This window comes from Pseudoclavibacter helvolus (assembly GCF_049707175.1).
In the GTDB taxonomy this organism is placed as follows: domain Bacteria; phylum Actinomycetota; class Actinomycetes; order Actinomycetales; family Microbacteriaceae; genus Pseudoclavibacter; species Pseudoclavibacter helvolus_A.
Genome location: NZ_JBNAFM010000015.1, coordinates 55,073 through 73,051 on the forward strand (window position 1 = coordinate 55,073; position 17,979 = coordinate 73,051).

General features: G+C 69.3%; 14 protein-coding genes. 10 read left to right on the forward strand and 4 right to left on the reverse strand.

Translation table 11 applies throughout. The features are described from left to right. Nucleotides 1-82 precede the first annotated feature (82 nt). Together nagE and nagB are read left to right on the forward strand one after the other, a co-directional pair. Nucleotides 83-2,032: an N-acetylglucosamine-specific PTS transporter subunit IIBC gene (gene nagE / locus ACPYN9_RS12880; RefSeq protein WP_424466937.1), complete on the forward strand. Its 1,950-nt coding sequence runs from the start codon at nucleotides 83-85 to the stop codon at nucleotides 2,030-2,032. 221 nt (nucleotides 2,033-2,253) lie between these two features. After that, nucleotides 2,254-3,036: a glucosamine-6-phosphate deaminase gene (nagB, locus tag ACPYN9_RS12885; RefSeq protein WP_424466938.1), complete on the forward strand. Its 783-nt coding sequence runs from the start codon at nucleotides 2,254-2,256 to the stop codon at nucleotides 3,034-3,036. 243 nt (nucleotides 3,037-3,279) lie between these two features. Here nagB and nagA read toward each other — a convergent pair whose 3' ends face one another. Beyond that, nucleotides 3,280-4,425 (reverse strand): N-acetylglucosamine-6-phosphate deacetylase, encoded by a 1,146-nt coding sequence (nagA, locus tag ACPYN9_RS12890; RefSeq protein ID WP_424466939.1) that lies wholly within the window; start codon nucleotides 4,423-4,425, stop codon nucleotides 3,280-3,282. Nucleotides 4,426-4,649: 224 nt separating this feature from the next. Between nagA and ACPYN9_RS12895 the strand changes: the two genes are divergently transcribed. Both ACPYN9_RS12895 and ACPYN9_RS12900 read left to right on the forward strand, forming a co-directional pair. Beyond that, a complete protein-coding gene (locus tag ACPYN9_RS12895) occupies nucleotides 4,650-6,983 on the forward strand; it encodes a S8 family serine peptidase (RefSeq protein ID WP_424466940.1) in 2,334 nt (777 codons plus the stop codon). A 642-nt stretch (nucleotides 6,984-7,625) separates the two neighbouring features. Beyond that, nucleotides 7,626-7,997 (forward strand): nuclear transport factor 2 family protein, encoded by a 372-nt coding sequence (locus ACPYN9_RS12900; RefSeq protein ID WP_424466941.1) that lies wholly within the window; start codon nucleotides 7,626-7,628, stop codon nucleotides 7,995-7,997. A 50-nt stretch (nucleotides 7,998-8,047) separates the two neighbouring features. Here the strand turns inward: ACPYN9_RS12900 and ACPYN9_RS12905 are convergent, their stop codons facing one another. Further along, nucleotides 8,048-8,944, reverse strand: a complete 897-nt coding sequence (locus tag ACPYN9_RS12905) for a MurR/RpiR family transcriptional regulator (protein WP_424466942.1) — start codon at nucleotides 8,942-8,944, stop codon at nucleotides 8,048-8,050. Between the two features lie 171 nt (nucleotides 8,945-9,115). Between ACPYN9_RS12905 and ACPYN9_RS12910 the strand changes: the two genes are divergently transcribed. From ACPYN9_RS12910 to ACPYN9_RS12920, 3 genes are read left to right on the forward strand one after another with little or no spacing between them, the layout of a single operon-like run. Then, nucleotides 9,116-10,513 carry an MFS transporter gene (locus ACPYN9_RS12910; protein ID WP_424466943.1) on the forward strand — a complete coding sequence of 466 codons (1,398 nt, stop codon included), beginning with the start codon at nucleotides 9,116-9,118 and terminating at the stop codon, nucleotides 10,511-10,513. Continuing rightward, complete coding sequence (locus ACPYN9_RS12915) at nucleotides 10,510-11,019, forward strand: hypothetical protein (protein ID WP_424466944.1); 510 nt, start codon at nucleotides 10,510-10,512, stop codon at nucleotides 11,017-11,019. Before ACPYN9_RS12910 ends, ACPYN9_RS12915 begins: the two co-directional genes overlap by 4 nt. Then, nucleotides 11,016-12,224, forward strand: a complete 1,209-nt coding sequence (locus ACPYN9_RS12920; protein ID WP_424466945.1) for an amidohydrolase family protein — start codon at nucleotides 11,016-11,018, stop codon at nucleotides 12,222-12,224. The genes ACPYN9_RS12915 and ACPYN9_RS12920 overlap by 4 nt, the downstream gene beginning before the upstream one ends. A 161-nt stretch (nucleotides 12,225-12,385) precedes the next feature. On the opposite strand, the gene pdxY is transcribed toward ACPYN9_RS12920, so the two are convergent. Next, on the reverse strand, nucleotides 12,386-13,237 hold the full coding sequence (pdxY, locus tag ACPYN9_RS12925; protein ID WP_424466946.1) for a pyridoxal kinase PdxY: 852 nt from the start codon (nucleotides 13,235-13,237) through the stop codon (nucleotides 12,386-12,388). 187 nt (nucleotides 13,238-13,424) lie between these two features. On the opposite strand from pdxY, the gene ACPYN9_RS12930 reads away from it, so the two are divergent. Next, nucleotides 13,425-15,014 (forward strand): serine hydrolase domain-containing protein, encoded by a 1,590-nt coding sequence (locus ACPYN9_RS12930; protein ID WP_424466947.1) that lies wholly within the window; start codon nucleotides 13,425-13,427, stop codon nucleotides 15,012-15,014. A gap of 85 nt (nucleotides 15,015-15,099) precedes the next feature. Here the strand turns inward: ACPYN9_RS12930 and ACPYN9_RS12935 are convergent, their stop codons facing one another. Next, nucleotides 15,100-15,906: an HNH endonuclease family protein gene (locus tag ACPYN9_RS12935; protein WP_424466948.1), complete on the reverse strand. Its 807-nt coding sequence runs from the start codon at nucleotides 15,904-15,906 to the stop codon at nucleotides 15,100-15,102. A 187-nt stretch (nucleotides 15,907-16,093) separates the two neighbouring features. Here ACPYN9_RS12935 and ACPYN9_RS12940 point away from each other — a divergent pair, with 187 nt between their 5' ends. Both ACPYN9_RS12940 and ACPYN9_RS12945 read left to right on the forward strand, forming a co-directional pair. Further along, the gene (locus ACPYN9_RS12940) at nucleotides 16,094-16,828 is read left to right on the forward strand and encodes an SDR family oxidoreductase (RefSeq protein ID WP_424466949.1); all 735 of its coding nucleotides are present in this window, start codon (nucleotides 16,094-16,096) and stop codon (nucleotides 16,826-16,828) included. Between the two features lie 15 nt (nucleotides 16,829-16,843). Next, nucleotides 16,844-17,524, forward strand: coding sequence for a hypothetical protein (locus tag ACPYN9_RS12945; protein WP_424466950.1), 681 nt, complete (start codon nucleotides 16,844-16,846; stop codon nucleotides 17,522-17,524). Nucleotides 17,525-17,979 lie beyond the last annotated feature (455 nt).

Here is a 17,979-nt window from a genome sequence, read left to right on the forward strand (position 1 = left end):
CACCGGCGAACTCTGGTCTATACCAGGGCGGATTTTCCAAGTAGAGTCCCCCTAACTTTTCCTTTGACCATGGAGTCACGCCATGAAATATCTCCAGAAACTCGGCAAATCGCTCATGCTGCCGGTGGCTGTCCTGCCGGTAGCGGCGATCCTGTCCGGCATCGGGTACTGGATTCTCAACACGGCCGGCGAGAACGTCGTCCAGGCCTTCTTCACCGCAGCCGGTGGCGCGCTGCTCGACAACCTGCCCCTGCTCTTCGCGCTCGGTGTGGCGATCGGAATGGCATCGAAGCCAGACGGAACCGCCGCCCTCGCAGGCCTCGTCTCGTGGCTCGTGGTGACACGACTGCTGAGCCCCGAGACGGTCGCGAAGTTCCAAGGCATCCCGGTCGAAGAAGTTGACCTCGGCTTCGCCAGCATCGAGAACGCGTTCGTCGGCATCCTCTGCGGCCTCGTCGGCGCCTACTGCTACGACAAGTTCAAGGACGTCAAGCTGCCCGCCGCGCTCTCCTTCTTCTCCGGCAAGCGCTCCGTCGCGATTGTCACGACCGGTGCATCCCTCGTGCTCGCGCTTGTGCTCTACTTCGTGTGGCCCGTGGTCTTCGACGGCCTCGTGTCGTTCGGTGAGTGGATGCTCGGACTCGGCCCGGTCGGCGCCGGCCTCTACGGCTTCTTCAACCGTCTTCTCATCCCGCTCGGCCTTCACCACGCCCTCAACGCGGTGTTCTGGTTCGACGTCGCCGGCATCAACGACCTCGGCAACTTCCTCAACGGCACCGGCACCCCGGGCGTCACTGGCCAGTACATGACCGGCTACTTCCCGATCATGATGTTCGGCCTCCCCGGCGCCGCCCTGGCCATGTACCTCACCGCCAAGACGAACCGCCGCAAGATCACCGCGGGCATCCTGCTCTCCGGCGCCTTCGCGTCGTTCTTCGTCGGCGTCACCGAGCCGCTCGAGTTCGCGTTCATGTTCCTCGCGCCTGCGCTGTACGTGGTCCACGCGATCTTCACGGGCATCTCGATGTTCATCATGGCCCTGCTGCCGGTGCGCATGGGCTTCGGCTTCTCAGGCGGGTTCATCGACCTTCTGCTCGGCTGGGTCAACCCCCTCGCGCAGAACCCCTGGATGATCTTCCTGGCCGGCGCCGTCTGGTTCGTCGTCTACTTCGCCGCGTTCTACTTCATCATCAAGCGCTTCGACCTGAAGACGCCGGGCCGTGAAGACGAAGAGGTGGAAGCGGATGAGGCCTCGACAGGGTCGTCGAAGTTCCTCACCCAGGCCTCCGCGATCCTCAAGGGGCTCGGCGGCAAGGAGAACGTGCTCGAGCTCGACAACTGCGCGACGCGCCTGCGCATGGAGGTCGCGGACGTGTCGAAGGTCGACGACGCCGCGATCCGTCGGGCCGGCGCCGCAGGCATCATGAAGCCAGGCGGGAAGTCTGTGCAGGTCATCTACGGCCTCGAGGTGCAGTTCGTGAAGGACGCGATGGAGGACCTCATCGCCGGCCGCGTTGAGGCGCCCGTCTCGCCGGCCGCGCCCGCCGCGCCGGCCGTCGCAGCGGATGCGGCCGCGGATGCTGCCCCGGCCGGGGTCACGCAGGGAGGCGTCGCCACGAAGACGGTGCTCACCGTGCGCCAGCCGGTTGCGGGGCGCGTCGTCCCCCTCTCCGAGGTGCCGGATGCGACGTTCTCCGAGGGCATCATGGGTCCCGGCGTCGCGATCGAACCCACGGGTGACACGGTGTGGGCTCCGGCCGACGGCACGGTCGCGCACATCTTCCCCACGAGCCACGCGGTTGCGTTGAAGCTCAACGATGGCACCGCAATCCTGGTCCACGTCGGCGTGGACACCGTGGAGATGAAGGGCGAAGGGTTCGAGACCCTCGTCGCCGTCGGTGACGAGGTTGTCGAGGGTGCGCCGCTCCTGCGGTTCAACCTCGACGCGATCCGCGCGGCCGGCCACCCTGCCGTGACGCCCGTCATCGTGCTCGGTGGCACAGATGTGGAGCTGAAGCTGCGCGAGGTCTGACCACTCGAACGGTTCCACGGGCGGGCTGTCGGTCTCGGCGGCCCGCCCCCTCGTGCATCCACGCCCGCGCCACGTGCATCCGGCGCCCGTTACTCACAGTGGACTAGACCACACAGGGGTTTGTCGGTAATGTGAGGGGCATCACGCCTCGCCGATCAGGCGGCAACTCCATGAGACTGGACCGAGGCGCCCCGATCGTCTTGGACCTCAAGGAGCAGTGCATGGAAGTTGTCATCATGGCCGGGCCGGCAGAGGTCGGCGCCTTGGCGGGCGGACGCATCGCAGACGTCGTCGAATCCAACCCCGAGGCAGTGCTCGGAGTTGCCACCGGGTCGAGCCCCCTCGAGACCTACCGTGCGCTGGCCGCCCGCCGCGACGCCGGTCTCGACTTCAGCCGCGTCACCGCCTTCGCACTCGACGAGTACGTCGGCATCGACCACGCGCATCCGGAGTCCTACCACGCCGTCGTGGGTCGCGAAGTCGTGGAGCCCCTCGGCATCGACCCTTCGCGCGTGCACGTGCCGGATGGGCTTGCGGAAGACCTCGACGCTGCCTGCGCCGACTACGAGGCGAAGATCCTCGCGGCAGGCGGCGTCGACGTGCAACTGCTTGGCATTGGCGCCAACGGACACATCGGATTCAACGAGCCCACCTCTTCACTTTCGTCGCGCACCCGAGTGAAGACCCTCGCGCCCAAGACGCGCGACGACAACGCTCGCTTCTTCGACAAGCCTGAGGACGTGCCCGTGCATTGCCTCACGCAGGGCCTCGGCACCATCCTCGACGCCAGGAGCGTCGTCCTCGTCGCGCAGGGCGCATCCAAAGCCCGCGCCGTCGCCGCAATGGTCGAAGGGCCGGTCTCCTCGATGTGGCCCGCATCGGTGCTGCAGCTGCACCGCCGCGCCACGATCGTGGTCGACGAGGCGGCAGCCGCCGAGCTGACCATGGCCGACTACTACCGCTACACGGTCGCGCACCGGGCGGGCGTGCAGCCGGAGGCGTAGGGCGGGGCGCATCCCCGGTCGTTCCGAGACGCTCCCGGCCGCCTCTGGTCGCTCGACGATCCCCCGATCACCGCATTCGTGGCTCATCGTGCGGGGTTTCCTCGACGCTGATGGCTTTCTCGAATACTCGTGATGGGTTTCGCTGACCGATGATGGGTAAAAACCCATCACCGGTCGGCGAAACTCATCACGGTGACACGGTCGCGCCCACCGCGTACCGGATTCTCCTGACGAGTGGAGCGCTCAGCGCACCCACTCGCCGCGCCGCATGACGCGCTGCACACCAAGCGACGCATCCAGCACCACGAGGTCCGCAGAGTTGTCGGGTGTGAGCGCCCCGACCCGGTTGAGTCCGAGGGTCTGGGCGGGGGTCGTGGATGCGGCGCGCACGACATCGACGAGCGGCAGGCCAACGACGCCGACCGCGTACTGGACTGCCTGCGCCATCGTGAGGGTTGAACCCGCGATAGCGCCACCCTCGGCGAGGCGGGCCACACCGCCGCGCACGACGACGTCGAGCGACCCCAGCGCGTAGTCGCCGTCGTGCATGCACGCGGCCGACATGGCGTCAGTGACGAGCATGAACTGACGCGGCTTCGCGACCGCGGCAAGGCGGAGGGCGGCGGGATGCACGTGCGTGCCGTCGGCGATGAGCTCGATCACCGCATCCGGATGCTCGAGCAACGCCGCCGCGGGGCCCGGCTCGCGGTGGTGGAGTGCGCGCATGGCGTTGAACAGGTGCGTGCCCACCGTCGCACCCTGGTCGAGCGCGTCGCGGGCAACGTCGTAGCTCGCATCCGTGTGTCCGATCGCAGCGACGACGCCGGCGTCGGTGAGCGCCGCGATGGCGTCGAGGCCGCCGGGCAGCTCGGGCGCGAGCGTGACCATGCGCACCTGGCCACGCCCGGCCTCCAGGAGGGCGGCGAGGTCCTCGCCGTTCGGTTCGAGCAGGTGCTGCTGCGCGTGAGCGCCGGGATGCGCGGGGCTGAGCCAGGGGCCTTCGAGGTGGATGCCTGCGAGCGTGCCCTCTTCGGCGAGGGTCGCGAGCGCCGAGATCGACTCGCGCATCGCGCCGAGCTCGTCGGTGACGAGGCTCGCCACGATCGAGGTCGTGCCGTGCTCGAGATGCGTGCGGGCCGCCGTCTCCGCGGCACGCCGACCGGCGCCGTCAGCGACCGCGGCGGCGTCGAAGCCCGCGCCACCGCCCCCGTGCACGTGCGCATCCACGAAACCGGGAACGATCGTCGCGGCACCCAGGTCGACCACGTTGTGTGCGTCTGCAGGTGGCAGGCCGCAGTTGACGCTGCGCACAACCGGGCCTTCGATCTCAACCCAGCCGGGGGAGAGCTGACGCTCCGGCGTGATGACGTTGGCGGCGCTGACGATCATTCTGCTCGCTCCGTCTTCTCGGGGGCCACGCCCACTGGTCTGTACCAGTTGTACTTTTGCTGGTGCGGGCGATCGTGTCAAGTTGCGGCCAGCGGCGCGCGCTTGTTCTCGGCAGTAGCGCAGGGGCTGCAGGTTCTGCCATTCTGGCTCCACGCTCCATCAGCACCATCAGTTCCTGTTCCAGCCCCCGCTCCTGTTTCAGTGCCTACCCCTGAGGTGACTTGGTGAATCTCGTTCAAACCCTCTCCCGCGTCTCCGCCGCCGCAGTGGCCGCCGCCGTCGTTGTCGTCGCCTTCGGGGCGGGGTCGGCGAACGCCGCACCGTCGACCGACGACAGCGACAAGCTCTCGGGGCGCCTGAGCGCCATCGCGGCCGTCGACGTTTCCTCGAACCCGGCCGTCGCGGAGCAGCAGCTGGCGGCCGCTTCGCCGACACAGCTCGCGCTCCCTGACTCCGGACCAGCCAGTCTGCAGCTGAGCGGAGACAGTGTCGCGGTCACCGTCTACTACTCGACGCCGCCGCTGCAGGCCGACGTCGACGCGCTTGCCGCGCTCGGCACCGTCGACGCGGTCGCCGCGAAGTACCTCGTCATCGGCGCGACGGTTCCTTCCGGCAACCTCGCGGCGGTCGCGGCCCTCGAGAACGTGCAATCGGTGCAGGAGACGCTCGCGCCGACGTCCAGCGGATCCGCCTGGGAGGCAGCACACGCGCTGACCATCACCGAGCCGACGACCGAGCCGACAGCTGGGTCCGACACGGACGCTTCCCCGAGCGCCGCGGCCGAGGGCGACACGTGCCGCGCCGTGCCGGCGAATCTCGCGGAACCCCTGAATGTTCCGCTCGCGCGCGAGCTGTACGGCGTCGACGGCGAAGGCGTCCGCATCGGCATCATCTCGGACTCGTTCGCGAACGCCGCTGGCCCCCTGCCGACTACGGCCGACGAGGACGTGCTGGCGGGCATGCTCCCCGGCGCCGGGAACCCGTGCGGATACACGCAACCCGTCGAGGTCGTCGTCGAGAGCTCGTCGCCGAGCACTGACGAGGGCCGCGCGATGGCGCAGCTCGTGCACTCGATCGCGCCCGCATCCACGCTCCTCTTCGCCTCCGGCGGGGGAGGGCAGGCTGGCTTCGCGAACGCGGTTGAGCGTCTAACCGAAGCCGGAGCCGACATCATCGTCGACGACCTCGGCTACTATGACGAGACGATGTTCCAGGATGGAGTCGCCGCGAACTCCGTGAGCGACGCAGTCGCGCTCGGCATACCCTTCTTCACCGCTGCCGGCAACGACACCATCGTCGGTAGCGTCGGTGCGAGCGACGGCCGAGTGATCTCCTCGTGGGAAGCGCCTGCGTACCGGCCGACAGAGTGCCCTGCAGCCGTGGCCGCGAACCTCGACCAGTTCGACATCACAACCGCCGACTGCATGGACTTCGATCCCGGCGCTGGCAGCGACCCGACCAACACGCTGACGTACCCGGACCTCGCGTCGTACGACGTCAACGCGCTCTTCATGCTGCAGTGGGCCGAGCCGGCGGGAGCCGCGACCAACAGCCTCGTCGTTGCCGTGACGGACTCCGGGGGCGAGCTCGTCGCAGGCAGCCCGCTGGCCGCATCCGGCTCACCCGTGCAGCTCGCAGGTTTCCAGCCAACGGGCGGCGACTACAACTACACGATCGTGCGTGACACGAGCGATGGAGTGCCGGCGCTCAACCCCCGCGTGAAGACGATCTTCCCGAGCAGCTACCTGCTGGCCGCCGAGTACTCGGAGAGCGCGGGCGGCGACATCGTCGGGCCGTCGATCTACGGGCACGCTGGCACGCCGGCCGCCGTCAGCGTCGTCGCCGCCAACGCCGCGACGCCGACGCGGCTTGAGGACTTCAGCGGAACCGGACCCATGACGCTCTACTTCGAGCCGTTCCCGAGCACCTCCGCGCTCCCGTCACCCATCGCGGGAGCCCCCACCCTGACCTCGCTCGACGGCGGCTGGACCAACTTCTTCGGCAGCCCCGTCGCCGACCAAGCGGGTGCCTACTCGTTCACGGGCACCTCGGCGGCGGCCCCGTCTGCGGCCGCCGTTGCGGCGCTCGGGATGCAGCTCCGGCCAGGCGTCACCGAGCAGGAACTGCGGGCGGCGCTCACGAAGACCGCGGAGCCCATCGACAGCATCCACGAGTCGGTCTCCGTTGCAGATTCGGCGGGTGCCGGACTCGCCAACGCCGCCGCGTTCCTCGCCTCGCTGCCGGGATCGACGCCGACGCCGACGCCGACTCCGACTCCGACTCCGACGCCGACGCCGACGGTGGAGCCGACGCCGACCGTGGAGCCGACTCCGACGCCGACGGGCATTCCCGTCACCCCGACGGGTGTTCCTGTGCCCGGAGTGGAGACGATCTCACCGACGCCCTCGGCGCCGGTCGCTGGATCGGATGACAAGCACCTCGCATCCACCGGAGCCGACGCATCCCCGGCACTCGGGATGATGGTCGGCGCCCTCGTGATCGCCGCGGGAGTCGGAACACCGGTCCTTTCCCGACGCCGGAAGGCCAGGGAGCAGTAGCTGGCGCCGCGCCGTCTGGCGCCGCGCGGTCTGGCGCCGCGCGGTCTGGCGCCGCGCGGTCTGGCGCCGCGCGGTCTGGCGCCGCGCGGTCCGGTGCCGCGCCGTCTAGTGCCGCGCGCGCTCCGGCACCGTGTGCGGTCTGACGTCGCGTGCGGTCTGGCGCCGCGTGCCCTGTGCGCGGCGCCGCGAAGGGTCGCGCAGTACTCAGAACCTCCCGCGACAAAGTTGTGGCGAAGTGCGCCCTGGATGCGCGTGAGCAGCGTTTTGCCAAAACGCTGTGCTCGGAAGCCGCCCGCGGCGCGTCGCGGCTGCGTCGGCGCTACAGCGTCTTTCGTGCGACGAAGTTGTGGCGAAGTGCGCTTCGGATGCTGCGCGGGCAGCGTTTTTCCACAACTCTCGGCTGGGCAGGTCTGCCGTGAGCGGTCCCCCCGCGCACCGCGGACACCCCGCCCCGGCGCCCTAATTCCGCCCACGCTGGCTAAAGCCCCGTCCCAAACCCCGTGCTCGCCCCGCTGGCTGATGCCCCGCATCCGCACTCGTGATGTGCGTTTCGGGATGCGCACGGCCAAGCTGGAGGGGCCAGCGTCGGCACCGGCGCACTCCCCGCCCGATCCCACACCGACCGAAGGCCGTGACCCACCGATGATCGACAACCGCGCCGCGTTCGAGCACTTCGTCGAGCTGTTCTACACCCGTAAGCGGGTCGCCGAGGCGTTTGCGTTCCTCGTCGCCGACGACTACCGGCAGCACAACCCGAACATCGCCGACGGGCCCGCCGCGGCGGTCGAGGCGCTCACACCCAAGTTCGACGGGTCGCCCGACGCGACCTTCAGCGTCGAGCGCATCCTCGTCGACGGCGACCTCGCGATGGTGCACGTGCGCGCATCCCGGCCCGGGGCACCTGATGCCGCGGTCGCCGACATCTACCGGTTCGAGGGCGGCCGTATCGTCGAGCACTGGGACGTGCTGCAGCCGGTGCCCGCCACGAGCGTGCACGCCCACCCCATGTTCTGACGCACGGTGTTCTGACGCTGCTGACGCACAGTCGCCTGACTGGGGCCGGGCTACTCCGCCGCGCGCGGGTCGATGAGGATGTCGAGCTCGTTCCACAGCCGCTCGGCCGCGTCGATGCGCACCTTCGTCGCTTCGGGGTCGAGCTGCGCGAGCGTCGCGACGAGCCCCTGCTGCACGGCCATGGGCACGGTAAGCGACGGGAAGAACGACGTGCCCTCCGCGGGGATCATGATGAGGTCGTCGACGGCACCTTCGAGCTGCGGCGGCAGGTAGTCGGTGAGCGCGACGACCGTCGCGCCCTGTCGGTGCGCGGCGTTCGCGGCCGCGACGATCGTGCGATAGTGGCGCCAGTAGCTGCAGACGATGAGCAGGTCGCCAGCGCCCATCTGCGCGACGCTGTTCGACAGGGCGCTGTCGCGGTCGAGCAGCGCGTGCACATGGTAGCCGGCGATCTGCAGGTTGTGTACGAGGGCCTGGCCGACGGCCGCGAAGCTTCCCATGGCGGTCACGTGCACGCGTTTCGCGGACTTCACGGCCGCGGCGACGCGCGCGATGGCCACGTCGTCGACGTCGCGCATGGTGGCGGCGAGCAGCTCGGAGTCGTTGCGCAGCGCGTTCTGGAACGGGGTGTCGGTGAGCCCGTGGATCTCGGCGATGTCGACCATCGAAAGCTGCGCGAGGTAGCGGGTGCGCAGCGCCTGCTGCAGGTCGGGCCAGCCTTTGAAGCCGAGCTGCTGCGCGAGGCGGGTGGTGGTGGATGCGCTGACCTGGGCGGATGCGGAGATCTCGGAGGCCTGCGCGTAGCTGACCGAAGTGATGTTGGTCACGAGGTAGTTGGCGAGCTTCTGGCTGGTCGGGCCTAGGTTCCTGGCCGCGAGCATCCCGCGCAGCCAGGCCTCGGGGGAGAGTCTCGTCTCGTCTGCGGTGGGCGGCTCGGCGGCGGACATGCCCTCATTTCAGCACGGATCGGCTGGTGGATGCTCGTGGCCGGGCGTGACGCGGCGCACTCGTGCAAGAGATTTCGCGGGGGTTACATTTCTGCAATTCCTATTGCATGATGGGATTCGCTGGATCAAGCTTTCACGAACACCGACGTTCCGATCCCCCAGGAGACTCCGTTGTCACTCACCGCACGGCTCGATCGCCTGCCGATCAGCAAACCCCACTACGCGCTCCTGCTCATCGGCGGGCTCGGCTACACCTTCGACGGCATGGACGGCGCGATCGTCGCCTTCCTCATGCCGAGCGTGCGCGACGTCTTCGGCCTCGAGGCAGCACAGCTCGGCCTCGTCGGCTCGGCCGCCCCCTTCGGGTTCCTCTTCGGGGCGCTGCTCGCCGGCTACCTCGGCGACAAGATCGGCCGCAAGAAGGTGATGATGTGGTCGCTCGTGCTCTACGCAGTCGCCTCGCTCGTCGCCGCGCTCTCGTGGAACTTCGAGATCTTCCTCTTCATGCGCATCCTCGCCGGCATGGGGGCTGGCGCGGAGAGCGCCATCATCGCGCCGTTCCTCTCGGAGTTCGTGCCCAAGCACCGCCGCGGCTGGTTCGTCGGCACGCTCGCCGGGTTCTTCTCCTTCGGCTTCGTGCTCGCCGCCCTCATCGGCCGCTTCGTCGTCCCCGCGTCGGAAGACGGCTGGCGGTGGGCCCAGGTGCTCACCTTCCTGCCCATCGTGATGCTGCTCTGGTGGCGGCGCTCGCTCCCGGAATCGCCGCGATACCTCGCGAGCGTCGGCAGGCACGCGGAGGCCGAAGAGGTCGTGGCGAGCTTCGAGAGCCGAGTGCGAACCGCGATGGGCACCGATCTGCCGCCCGTCGACCCGAACGCGCCGGAAGAGGAAGCGCCCGTCAAATTCGGCTTCATCAAGGCCGTCAAGTTCCTGTGGGGCCGAACGATGTGGCGGATCACGGCGACAACCTGGCTCATCTGGTTCGTCATCACGTTCTCGTACTACGGCTTCTTCACCTGGATCCCGACGCTGCTCGTCGACCGCGGCATCGATGTCACGACGAGCTTCACGTACTCCCTCTACATCTATCTCGCGCAGATCCCCGGCTACTTCAGCGCGGCCTGGCTCAACGAGAAGCTCGACCGCAAGTTCACGATCGCGCTCTACCTGATCGGCTCCGCCGGGGCGGCGCTGTGGATGAGCCAGGCGAACGACCCGATCATGGTCACCGTCGCCGGCATCGTGCTCTCCTTCTTCCTCAACGGCACCTATGCGGGCGTCTACGCCTACACGCCCGAGGTCTTCCCGACTTGGCTGCGCGCCACCGGCGTCGGTATGAGCTCGTCGTTCGGCCGCATCGGTTCGATCACCGCCCCCATCATCATCGGCGCGTTCGCCGCGCAGTGGGGCTTCGTCGGAGTCTTCGGCATGACCACCACGGTGCTCGTCATCGGCGTCGCCTGCACGCTCCTCTTCGCGGTGCGCACGGCGGGTCGCTCGCTCGAGGACATCACGAACAGCGGCAAGGGCGCGGTGACGACGACAGACAAGGAAGGCAGCAACGCATGACACCGAACGGAGAACGAGTGCGAAACGGCACACACGGCCAGGGCGGCGCGACGGCACTGGATGCGGTCGACTGGGCGAGCCTCCACCATACGATCGAGGCCGAAGTTGGGGTCGTGCTCTTCACGGTGCTGCGCTTCACCGAGGGCGGCGCGGTCATGGAGCGCATCTACAGCTCGCACGCCGAGGAGTACCCGGTCGGAGGCACGAAGCAGGTCGCGACGCAGGTCTCACCCGACTGGGTTGCCGCCTGCCGCGACTCCGGCGAGCCGTTCCTCGGCGCCACCCCGGCCGACCTCGACCGCATCTTCGACGACGCCACCACGATCAAAGCGCTCGGCTGCGGGTCGATCCTCAACGTGCCCATCCCTGGCCCAGACGGCGTGCCGCTCGCGACCGTCAATATGTGCGCCCCCGAGGGCACCTACACCCCGACGGCGCAGGAGCGAGCCGTGCAGATCATCGACACCGGCGTGCAGAGCGCCGAACAGCAGGGAGCATCCGAATGACCTCGAACCTCATCATCCGCGACGCCACGTGGCTCGACGTCGAGGCGGGGGAGTACCGGACGGGCGACCTCTCCATCCGCGACGGGCGCTTCGAGCAGGTCGGCGGCGAGGTCCAGGCGGCCGACGGGGTGGAGGAGCTCAACGCATCCGGTCACTACCTGCTGCCCGGCCTCATCGACTGCCACGTGCACGTCACGGCGCACACCGCCGACCTCGCGTCCATCGGCGAGGAGTCGCCGAACTACGTGGCGTTGCAGGCGGCGAAGCTCATGGGCGACATGCTCGACCGCGGCTTCACCACGGTGCGAGACGTCGCCGGCGCCGACTTCGGCCTGCACGACGCCCAGGTCGACGGCCTCGTACGCGGCCCGCGCCTCTTCTTCGGGGGCAAGGCGCTGTCGCAGACCGGCGGCCACGGCGACCCCCGCTCGCGCGGCCGCGACAGCCACGACGGCGAGTACACGTGCTCCCACATCGGCCGGGTCGTGGACGGCATCTCCGCCGTTCGCCACGCGGCCCGCGACGAGATCCGCCGCGGCGCGCACCACATCAAGATCATGGCCGGAGGCGGGGTCGCCTCGCCCACCGACCGGGTCGACTCGACGCAGTTCTCGACCTCGGAGATCGAGGCGGTCGTCGAGGAGGCCACCGCCGCGAACCGCTACGTGACCGCCCACGCCTACACGGCACGCGCCATCAACCGGGCACTCCGGGCCGGCGTCCGCGGCATCGAGCACGGCAACCTGCTCGACGACGAATCGATCGAGCTCTTCCTCGAGCACGACGCGTTCCTCACCATGAACCTCGTCACCTACTGGGCACTCATGGAAGAAGGGCGCGAGCACGGCCTGCCGCAGGACAACTGGGAAAAGGTGTCGGATGTGCTCGAAGGCGGCAAGGTCGCGCTCGAGAAAGCCCACAAGGGCGGCGTGAACCTCTGCTACGGCAGCGACCTGCTCGGCGGGATGCAGCGCCACCAGGCCCGCGAGTTCGAGGTGCGCGCCGAGTTCATGCCCATCATCGACATCGTCCGCAGCGCGACAACCACCGCGGCCCGCCTCCTCCAGCGCGAAGGGGAACTCGGCGTCATCGCACCCGGCGCGCACGCGGACCTGATCGCCGCATCCGCCGACCCGCTCGCCGACGTCAGCGTGCTCGCCGAGTCACGTCTCGACTGGGTCATGCAGGGCGGGAAGCTCGTGTAGGAGGGGTGCGGGTCGGGGCTGGGCTGGCCCGGGGCCGGCCCGGCGGTCCCTGGGCTCGAAAGTTGTGGCGAAGTGCAGTTTGAGCGTCGGCCGGGTGCACTTCGCCATAACTTTGCGCGCGGAGGACGGAGCGGACGCGCAGGGCCGGCGCAGCGCGGTTCCTAGCGGAGCTGGCGCACCTCGAACTGCATGCGCGGGTTCGCGAACGCGTCCTGCGCCGCGACGATCTGCAACTCGCGCTCGCCCGAGTCGAGCGTCGTCTGCAGCAGGTCGAAGACGCTCGAGACCGTCGCGGCGAGCGCCTCGGCGGCCGACCCCGACGTGCGGTAGTGCGCCGTGAAGAGGGCCGAGGTGACGTCGCCGGAGCCGTTCGCCTTAAACGGAAGGTACGGCGTCTGCACGATCCAGGCACCGGAGTCGTCGACGGCCATCATCTCGATGGTTCCTTCTGGGCGGTCGGGCCGCTCCACGCTCGTGACGAGCACGGTGCGCGAGCCGAGCTCGCGGGCGAGGTCGACGGAGTCGAGGGTCTCGTCGATCGATGCTGGCGTCGTGCGTGTGAGGAAGCCAAGCTCGAACTGATTGGGCGTGAGGATGTCGGCCACCGGCACGACGCGCTCGCGGATGAGCTCGGGAATGGCGGGCGCGACGAAGCAGCCCGACTTCGCGTTCCCCATGACGGGGTCGCACGTGTAGGTGGCGGCCGGGTTGAGCTCCTTGGTGCGCTTGACCGCGTCGACGACGACGTCGACGATCTCCTCGCCGCCCAGGTATCCCGAGAGCACCGCATCCACTTGGGCGAGGGCACCGCGCTCTTCGACGCCGAGGATCACGTCGCGGACGTCGGAGGCTGGCAGCAGCGGGCCGCGCCATGCGCCGTAGCCGGTGTGGTTCGAGAACACGACCGTCGAGACGGGCCACACCTCGTGGCCAAGGCGCTGCAGCGGGAACACCGCAGCCGAGTTGCCCACGTGCCCGTAGGCGACCGACGACTGGATCGACAGGATCTTCATCCTCCGATCTTCCCACGCCCCGCTCGACTGCGCAGCCGGGCGACGCCGTGCGACGGAGACGCGCATCCGCTGTCATCTCCGGCGTGGGGTGGAGGCATCTCCCGCCCACGGCCGAGGCCAGTGTCGGTGGTCGCTCGTAGCGTTGAAGCACGGAACGACGCACAGCACCGAGAGCAAGGGGAAGCGCATGTCACACGAACGCCAGCAGCACCCGGCGGAGGCCGCGTACCCGCAGTCGCCGCCCCAAGTCTCGAGCACGCATGCCGCGGGCACCGAACCGAACAACAGCACCCCGCGTGGTCCGGCGAAGCGCGTGCTCGCCGTCGCGGCCATCGTGGCCGGGCTCGTCGCCGTTGTGCTCGGGATGCTGGTGGGGCCGCAGCGCCAGGCGCTCGGCGTGCAGACCTCCGGCGATGAGGCGCTCGCGGCGCGAGTTGTGGATGCGGTGGGCAACCATGGCGGCTACCGCTCGGTTGTCGTCGCCGAAGTCACGCCGGAGGGCACGACGTGGGCCGGCGTGGGCAAAACGGGCGATGGCCGTGACGGGCCAGCGCCGACCGACGAGACGCCCTACGAGCTCGGTTCGGTCACGAAGACCTTCACGGCGGCGCTGTTCGCCGATGCCATCGATCGGGGCGAGGTCGCGGCCGACGACCTCCTGTCGGAGCACGTTCCCGAGCTTGAGGGCACCCCGGCTGGTGAGGTGACGCTCGCGAGTCTCGCGCAGCACAGCTCGGGGCTTCCGCGGCTCGGGCCGTCGTTCGCAATCGAGTCGCTCGCGGCCTCGCTCTCGGGTGGCAACCCGTACGGGCCGCAGACGACGGAGGTCATGATCAGCGACGCGGCCGCCGCGCCGGTCGACCCCGCACAGGGACCGCTCTACTCGAACCTGGGCGTTGCGCTCCTCGGCACGGCACTCGCTCATGCCGCCGGCGCCGAGAACTACTCGGCGCTCGTCGATGAGCGCGTGTTCGGCCCGGTCGGCATGGAATCGACGAGCATTGCGACCACCGAGTCTGAGGTGCCGACGGATGCGGTGCCCGGCTTCCTCGCCAACGGCACGGCCACCGACAGCTGGTGGGGCGAAGGGTACGCGCCGACCGGATCCTCGACGACCACAACGATCGATGACCTCGCGACGTGGGCTGCCGCGAACCTCGACGGCACGGCCCCAGGGGTCGCGGCCCTCGAACCGACGGCCTCGTTCGGCGAGGGCTCGCAGATCGGCTGGGTTTGGCAGACGACGCAGGTGACGAACCCGACCGCGACCTCCAACCCCACGCTCACCTGGCACAGCGGCGGCACGGGCGGCTTCGCCTCGGTCGTCGTACTCGACCCTGAGACCGAGCGGGCCGTCGTGGTACTCGGCAACACCCAGCAGATTGTCGACCCGATCGCCATCGCGCTGCTCACCGATGCCGAGGTGCCCGACTTGGGTGCGCAGAGTTCGCTGCTGCTGTGGGTGACGTTCGGTTTCGCTCTCATCGCCTCGGGGCTGGCGCTGCTCTTCGCGTTCCGCTCGAAGTCCGCGCTGCCCATCGTCAACTGGCTGCTGCTGGCCGCATCCGGACTCGTCAGCCTCTGGGTCTCCGGCCCCTGGGCGAGCGTCGGCGGCTGGGCCTACGGGCTCGCGCTCGCGCCAGCGCTCGCGGCCGTGGCCGTCGGGGTGCTGCGCTCGCCGACGCTGCGCTTCCAGCCGAAGAAGTGGGCTTGGCTCAGCTGGGTCGGACTGGCGGTGGTGCTCGCGATCCTCGTGTCAACGCTGCTGGTGGTGTGATCCCGAGGCGCGACGACTGGGGCCGCCGCCGAGAACCTCACGCGGATGCTCGGATGCTCGGATGCTCGGATGCTGCAGGCTGTGCTTACGCGCAGTCTTCGAGTACGTCCCGCATCGCATCGTGCTCGGCCTGAGTGACCCACAGGTTGTAGGTGGCCTTCACCACGATCTGCCTCGCGACGTACGTGCAGTGGTACGACTCGAGCGGGGGCAGCCAGTTCGCCGCATCCTGGCTCTTCTTGTCGTCGTTCACCCAGCCCGCGGTGGCCTGCAAATTCATGGGGTCGTTCGACAACTCCACTCGCTCTTCGAACGACAGGTCCTTCGCGCCGGTGCGCCACGCGTTCGCAAGCGCGACGACGTGGTCGATCTGCACGAGCGGGCTCGTGTCTGGGCCGCGCTCGAAGTCGACCTCGTCGCCCGAGTACGGATCAACGAACACGCCGGCGTCGACGCGGCAACCGTCGCGGTTCAGGTCAACGTCGGTCATGGATGCGGCCAGCGCGTCGTTGCGCGCATCGCACCCGTTGCCGTCGGGATCCTGCCAGCCTTCGCCGAACGAGCCCTCACGGTCGAACTCCTCCCACTCGTCGCGGGGCGCGATGTCGAGCTTGCCGAGCACGTCGAGGGCGTCCGAGGCGAACGACGTCGAGGTGCCGTCGGCGCCGTCGGTCGTCGCCGCCTCGACCTCGCCCGAGAGAGCCACCAGCTGGTTCGCGTCGGTCGTCGCCGAACCGGTCGACGACGTTGACCCCGAGTCCGACGAGCCCGTCGGTGTCGTGAGGGGCGTGCACCCTGCGAGCAGGCTGGCGGCGCCGAGGATCGCGAGCGTCGCGAGCAGTCGGCGGCCGGGGCGTCGAGCGGCGGCGTGGGCGGAAGAGGTGGGAAGCACTTGGAACTTTCTCGAGCGGGTCTGCCGCACAAGACTGCCACAGGGGTCGAACGTCGAGCGAAGCGGGCCTCCGCTGGCGGCCAGTCCGTGCCGGGCTCGCTCGGAGGGTGCGCGGGGCGCGCGGTGGCAGAATGTGGGGGCCGCCGCTGACCGCGGCCAGACCGCTGAGCTCCCCGGGGGAACAACCATGACTGATGCCGCGCACGACACCTCGTCCGCCTCGGCCGAGGGTGAGCGTCGCCGCCCCGTCGCGCTCGTGACCGGCGCGACCCGGGGTATCGGCGAAGCCATCGCGCAGGAGCTCGGCCGCACCCACCACGTCCTCGTGGGTGGCCGCGAGCCGCGAGCCGTCGCTGAGGCGGCTGCGCGCATCCCGGGCGCTACCCCCTTCGTGGCCGACCTCACCGACGAGCGCCAGCTGGCCGAAGCGACCCGCAGCATCCGCCGCCTCGACGTGCTCGTGCATTCAGCTGCGGTGCTCGGCGGCCACGACGCGATCGCGGAGAGCTCACGTGAGCGTTTCCGCCGAGCCTTCGAATTGAATGTGTTCGCAGTTGCCGACCTCACGCGCCTGCTGCTGCCACTAATCCGCACCAGCGAAGGCACGATCGTCATGATCAACTCGGGGTCGGGGTACGCGAGCGGCGCAGGCACCAGCGTGTACAGCGGCACGAAGTTCGCCTTGCGCGCGTTGACGGATGCGTTGCGCGAGGAGGAGCGCGAGCACGGCGTGCGCGTGTCGAGCATCCACCCGGGTCGCGTCGACACCGACATGCAGCGCGAGCTACGCCAGCTCGAGCGGGGTGACTACGAGCAGGAGCGCTACCTGACCCCGCAGGCTGTTGCTCAGGCCGTGCGCCTCGCCGTCGATACCCCCGTCGGTGGTGCGGTCGACGAGCTCAAGATCCGCCCGATGCGCTGAGCTGAAGGATCCCCCATGGCCGGTGTCAACCAGATCTTCACCATCGTCGCGTTCGCGCTGCTGGTCGTGCTCGTCTTGGGCCTCGGCCTGCTCGTGGCGATCCTCGTGCAACGGCGCCGCGCGAAGCGGCTGAAGGCCGCGGCCGAGCTTCGCCGCGAGGAGCGGCGCCGAGCCGCGGCGGCGGGCGTCGCCGGCCTGCACGAAGACACTGAGACCAGCGGCGGCATCTCGCTGCTCGGGTTGTCTGTGCAGGAGGCGGTACCGGATGCGCCCCCGAGCGGGTCCGGCGGGGCCGGTAGGGCCGGTTGGGCCGGTTGGGCCGGCGGTGCTGGTGAGTCCGGCGGGGCGTCGCCCTGGGCGCCCGCGCCGCGCCCGCCCGAGCGGGCAGCGTGGCTGTCGGCATCGGTGCAGCAGGCCTCGGGCGCGCACGCGCCGAGACTGCCTGCGGCAGCGCGAACTCCTGGGCTGCGTCCGCAGGCTACGACTCCGCCGGTGACAGCACGGGATCGCGTCGAGCCATCGCCGTCCGGGCAGCAACGACCTGAGCCGTCACCGTCCGCACAAGAGTGGGTTAAGCCGTCGCCGTCCACACAAGAGTGGGTTGAGCCGTCACCGTCCGGGCAGCTCGGCGGCCATGCGCCTGCTCCGCATCGCTATGGGTCTACGTTCTCTGGTGGCGGTACGGCGGAGAGCTGACCTGACGTCTCCCGTGTGGCGCACCCGTCTCGAGGCGGGACGCGCACAGACACACGGGGCGTGCATGTTCCTGTGCGTGTGAACCTGCATTCTTCGTGTGGATGTGCTCGGTTGGAGGTGCTTCGGGTCGGAGGCGCGCAGGGCTGCCCTCACGTCTGCCGGGTGGCGCACCCGTCTCGAGGCGGGATGTGCACAGACACACGGGACGTGCATGTTCCTGTGCGCGTGAACCTGCATTCTTCGTGTGGATGTGCTCGGTTGCGGGCGCTTCGGGTCGGAGGCGCGCAGGGCTGCCCTCACGTCTGCCGGGTGGCGCACCCGTCTCGACGCGGGATGCGCACAGACACACGGGACATGCATGTTCCTTTGCGCGTGAACCTGCATTCTCCGTGTGGATGTGCTCGGTTGGAGGTGCTTCGGGTCGGAGGCGCGCAGAGCTGCCCTAACGTCTGCCG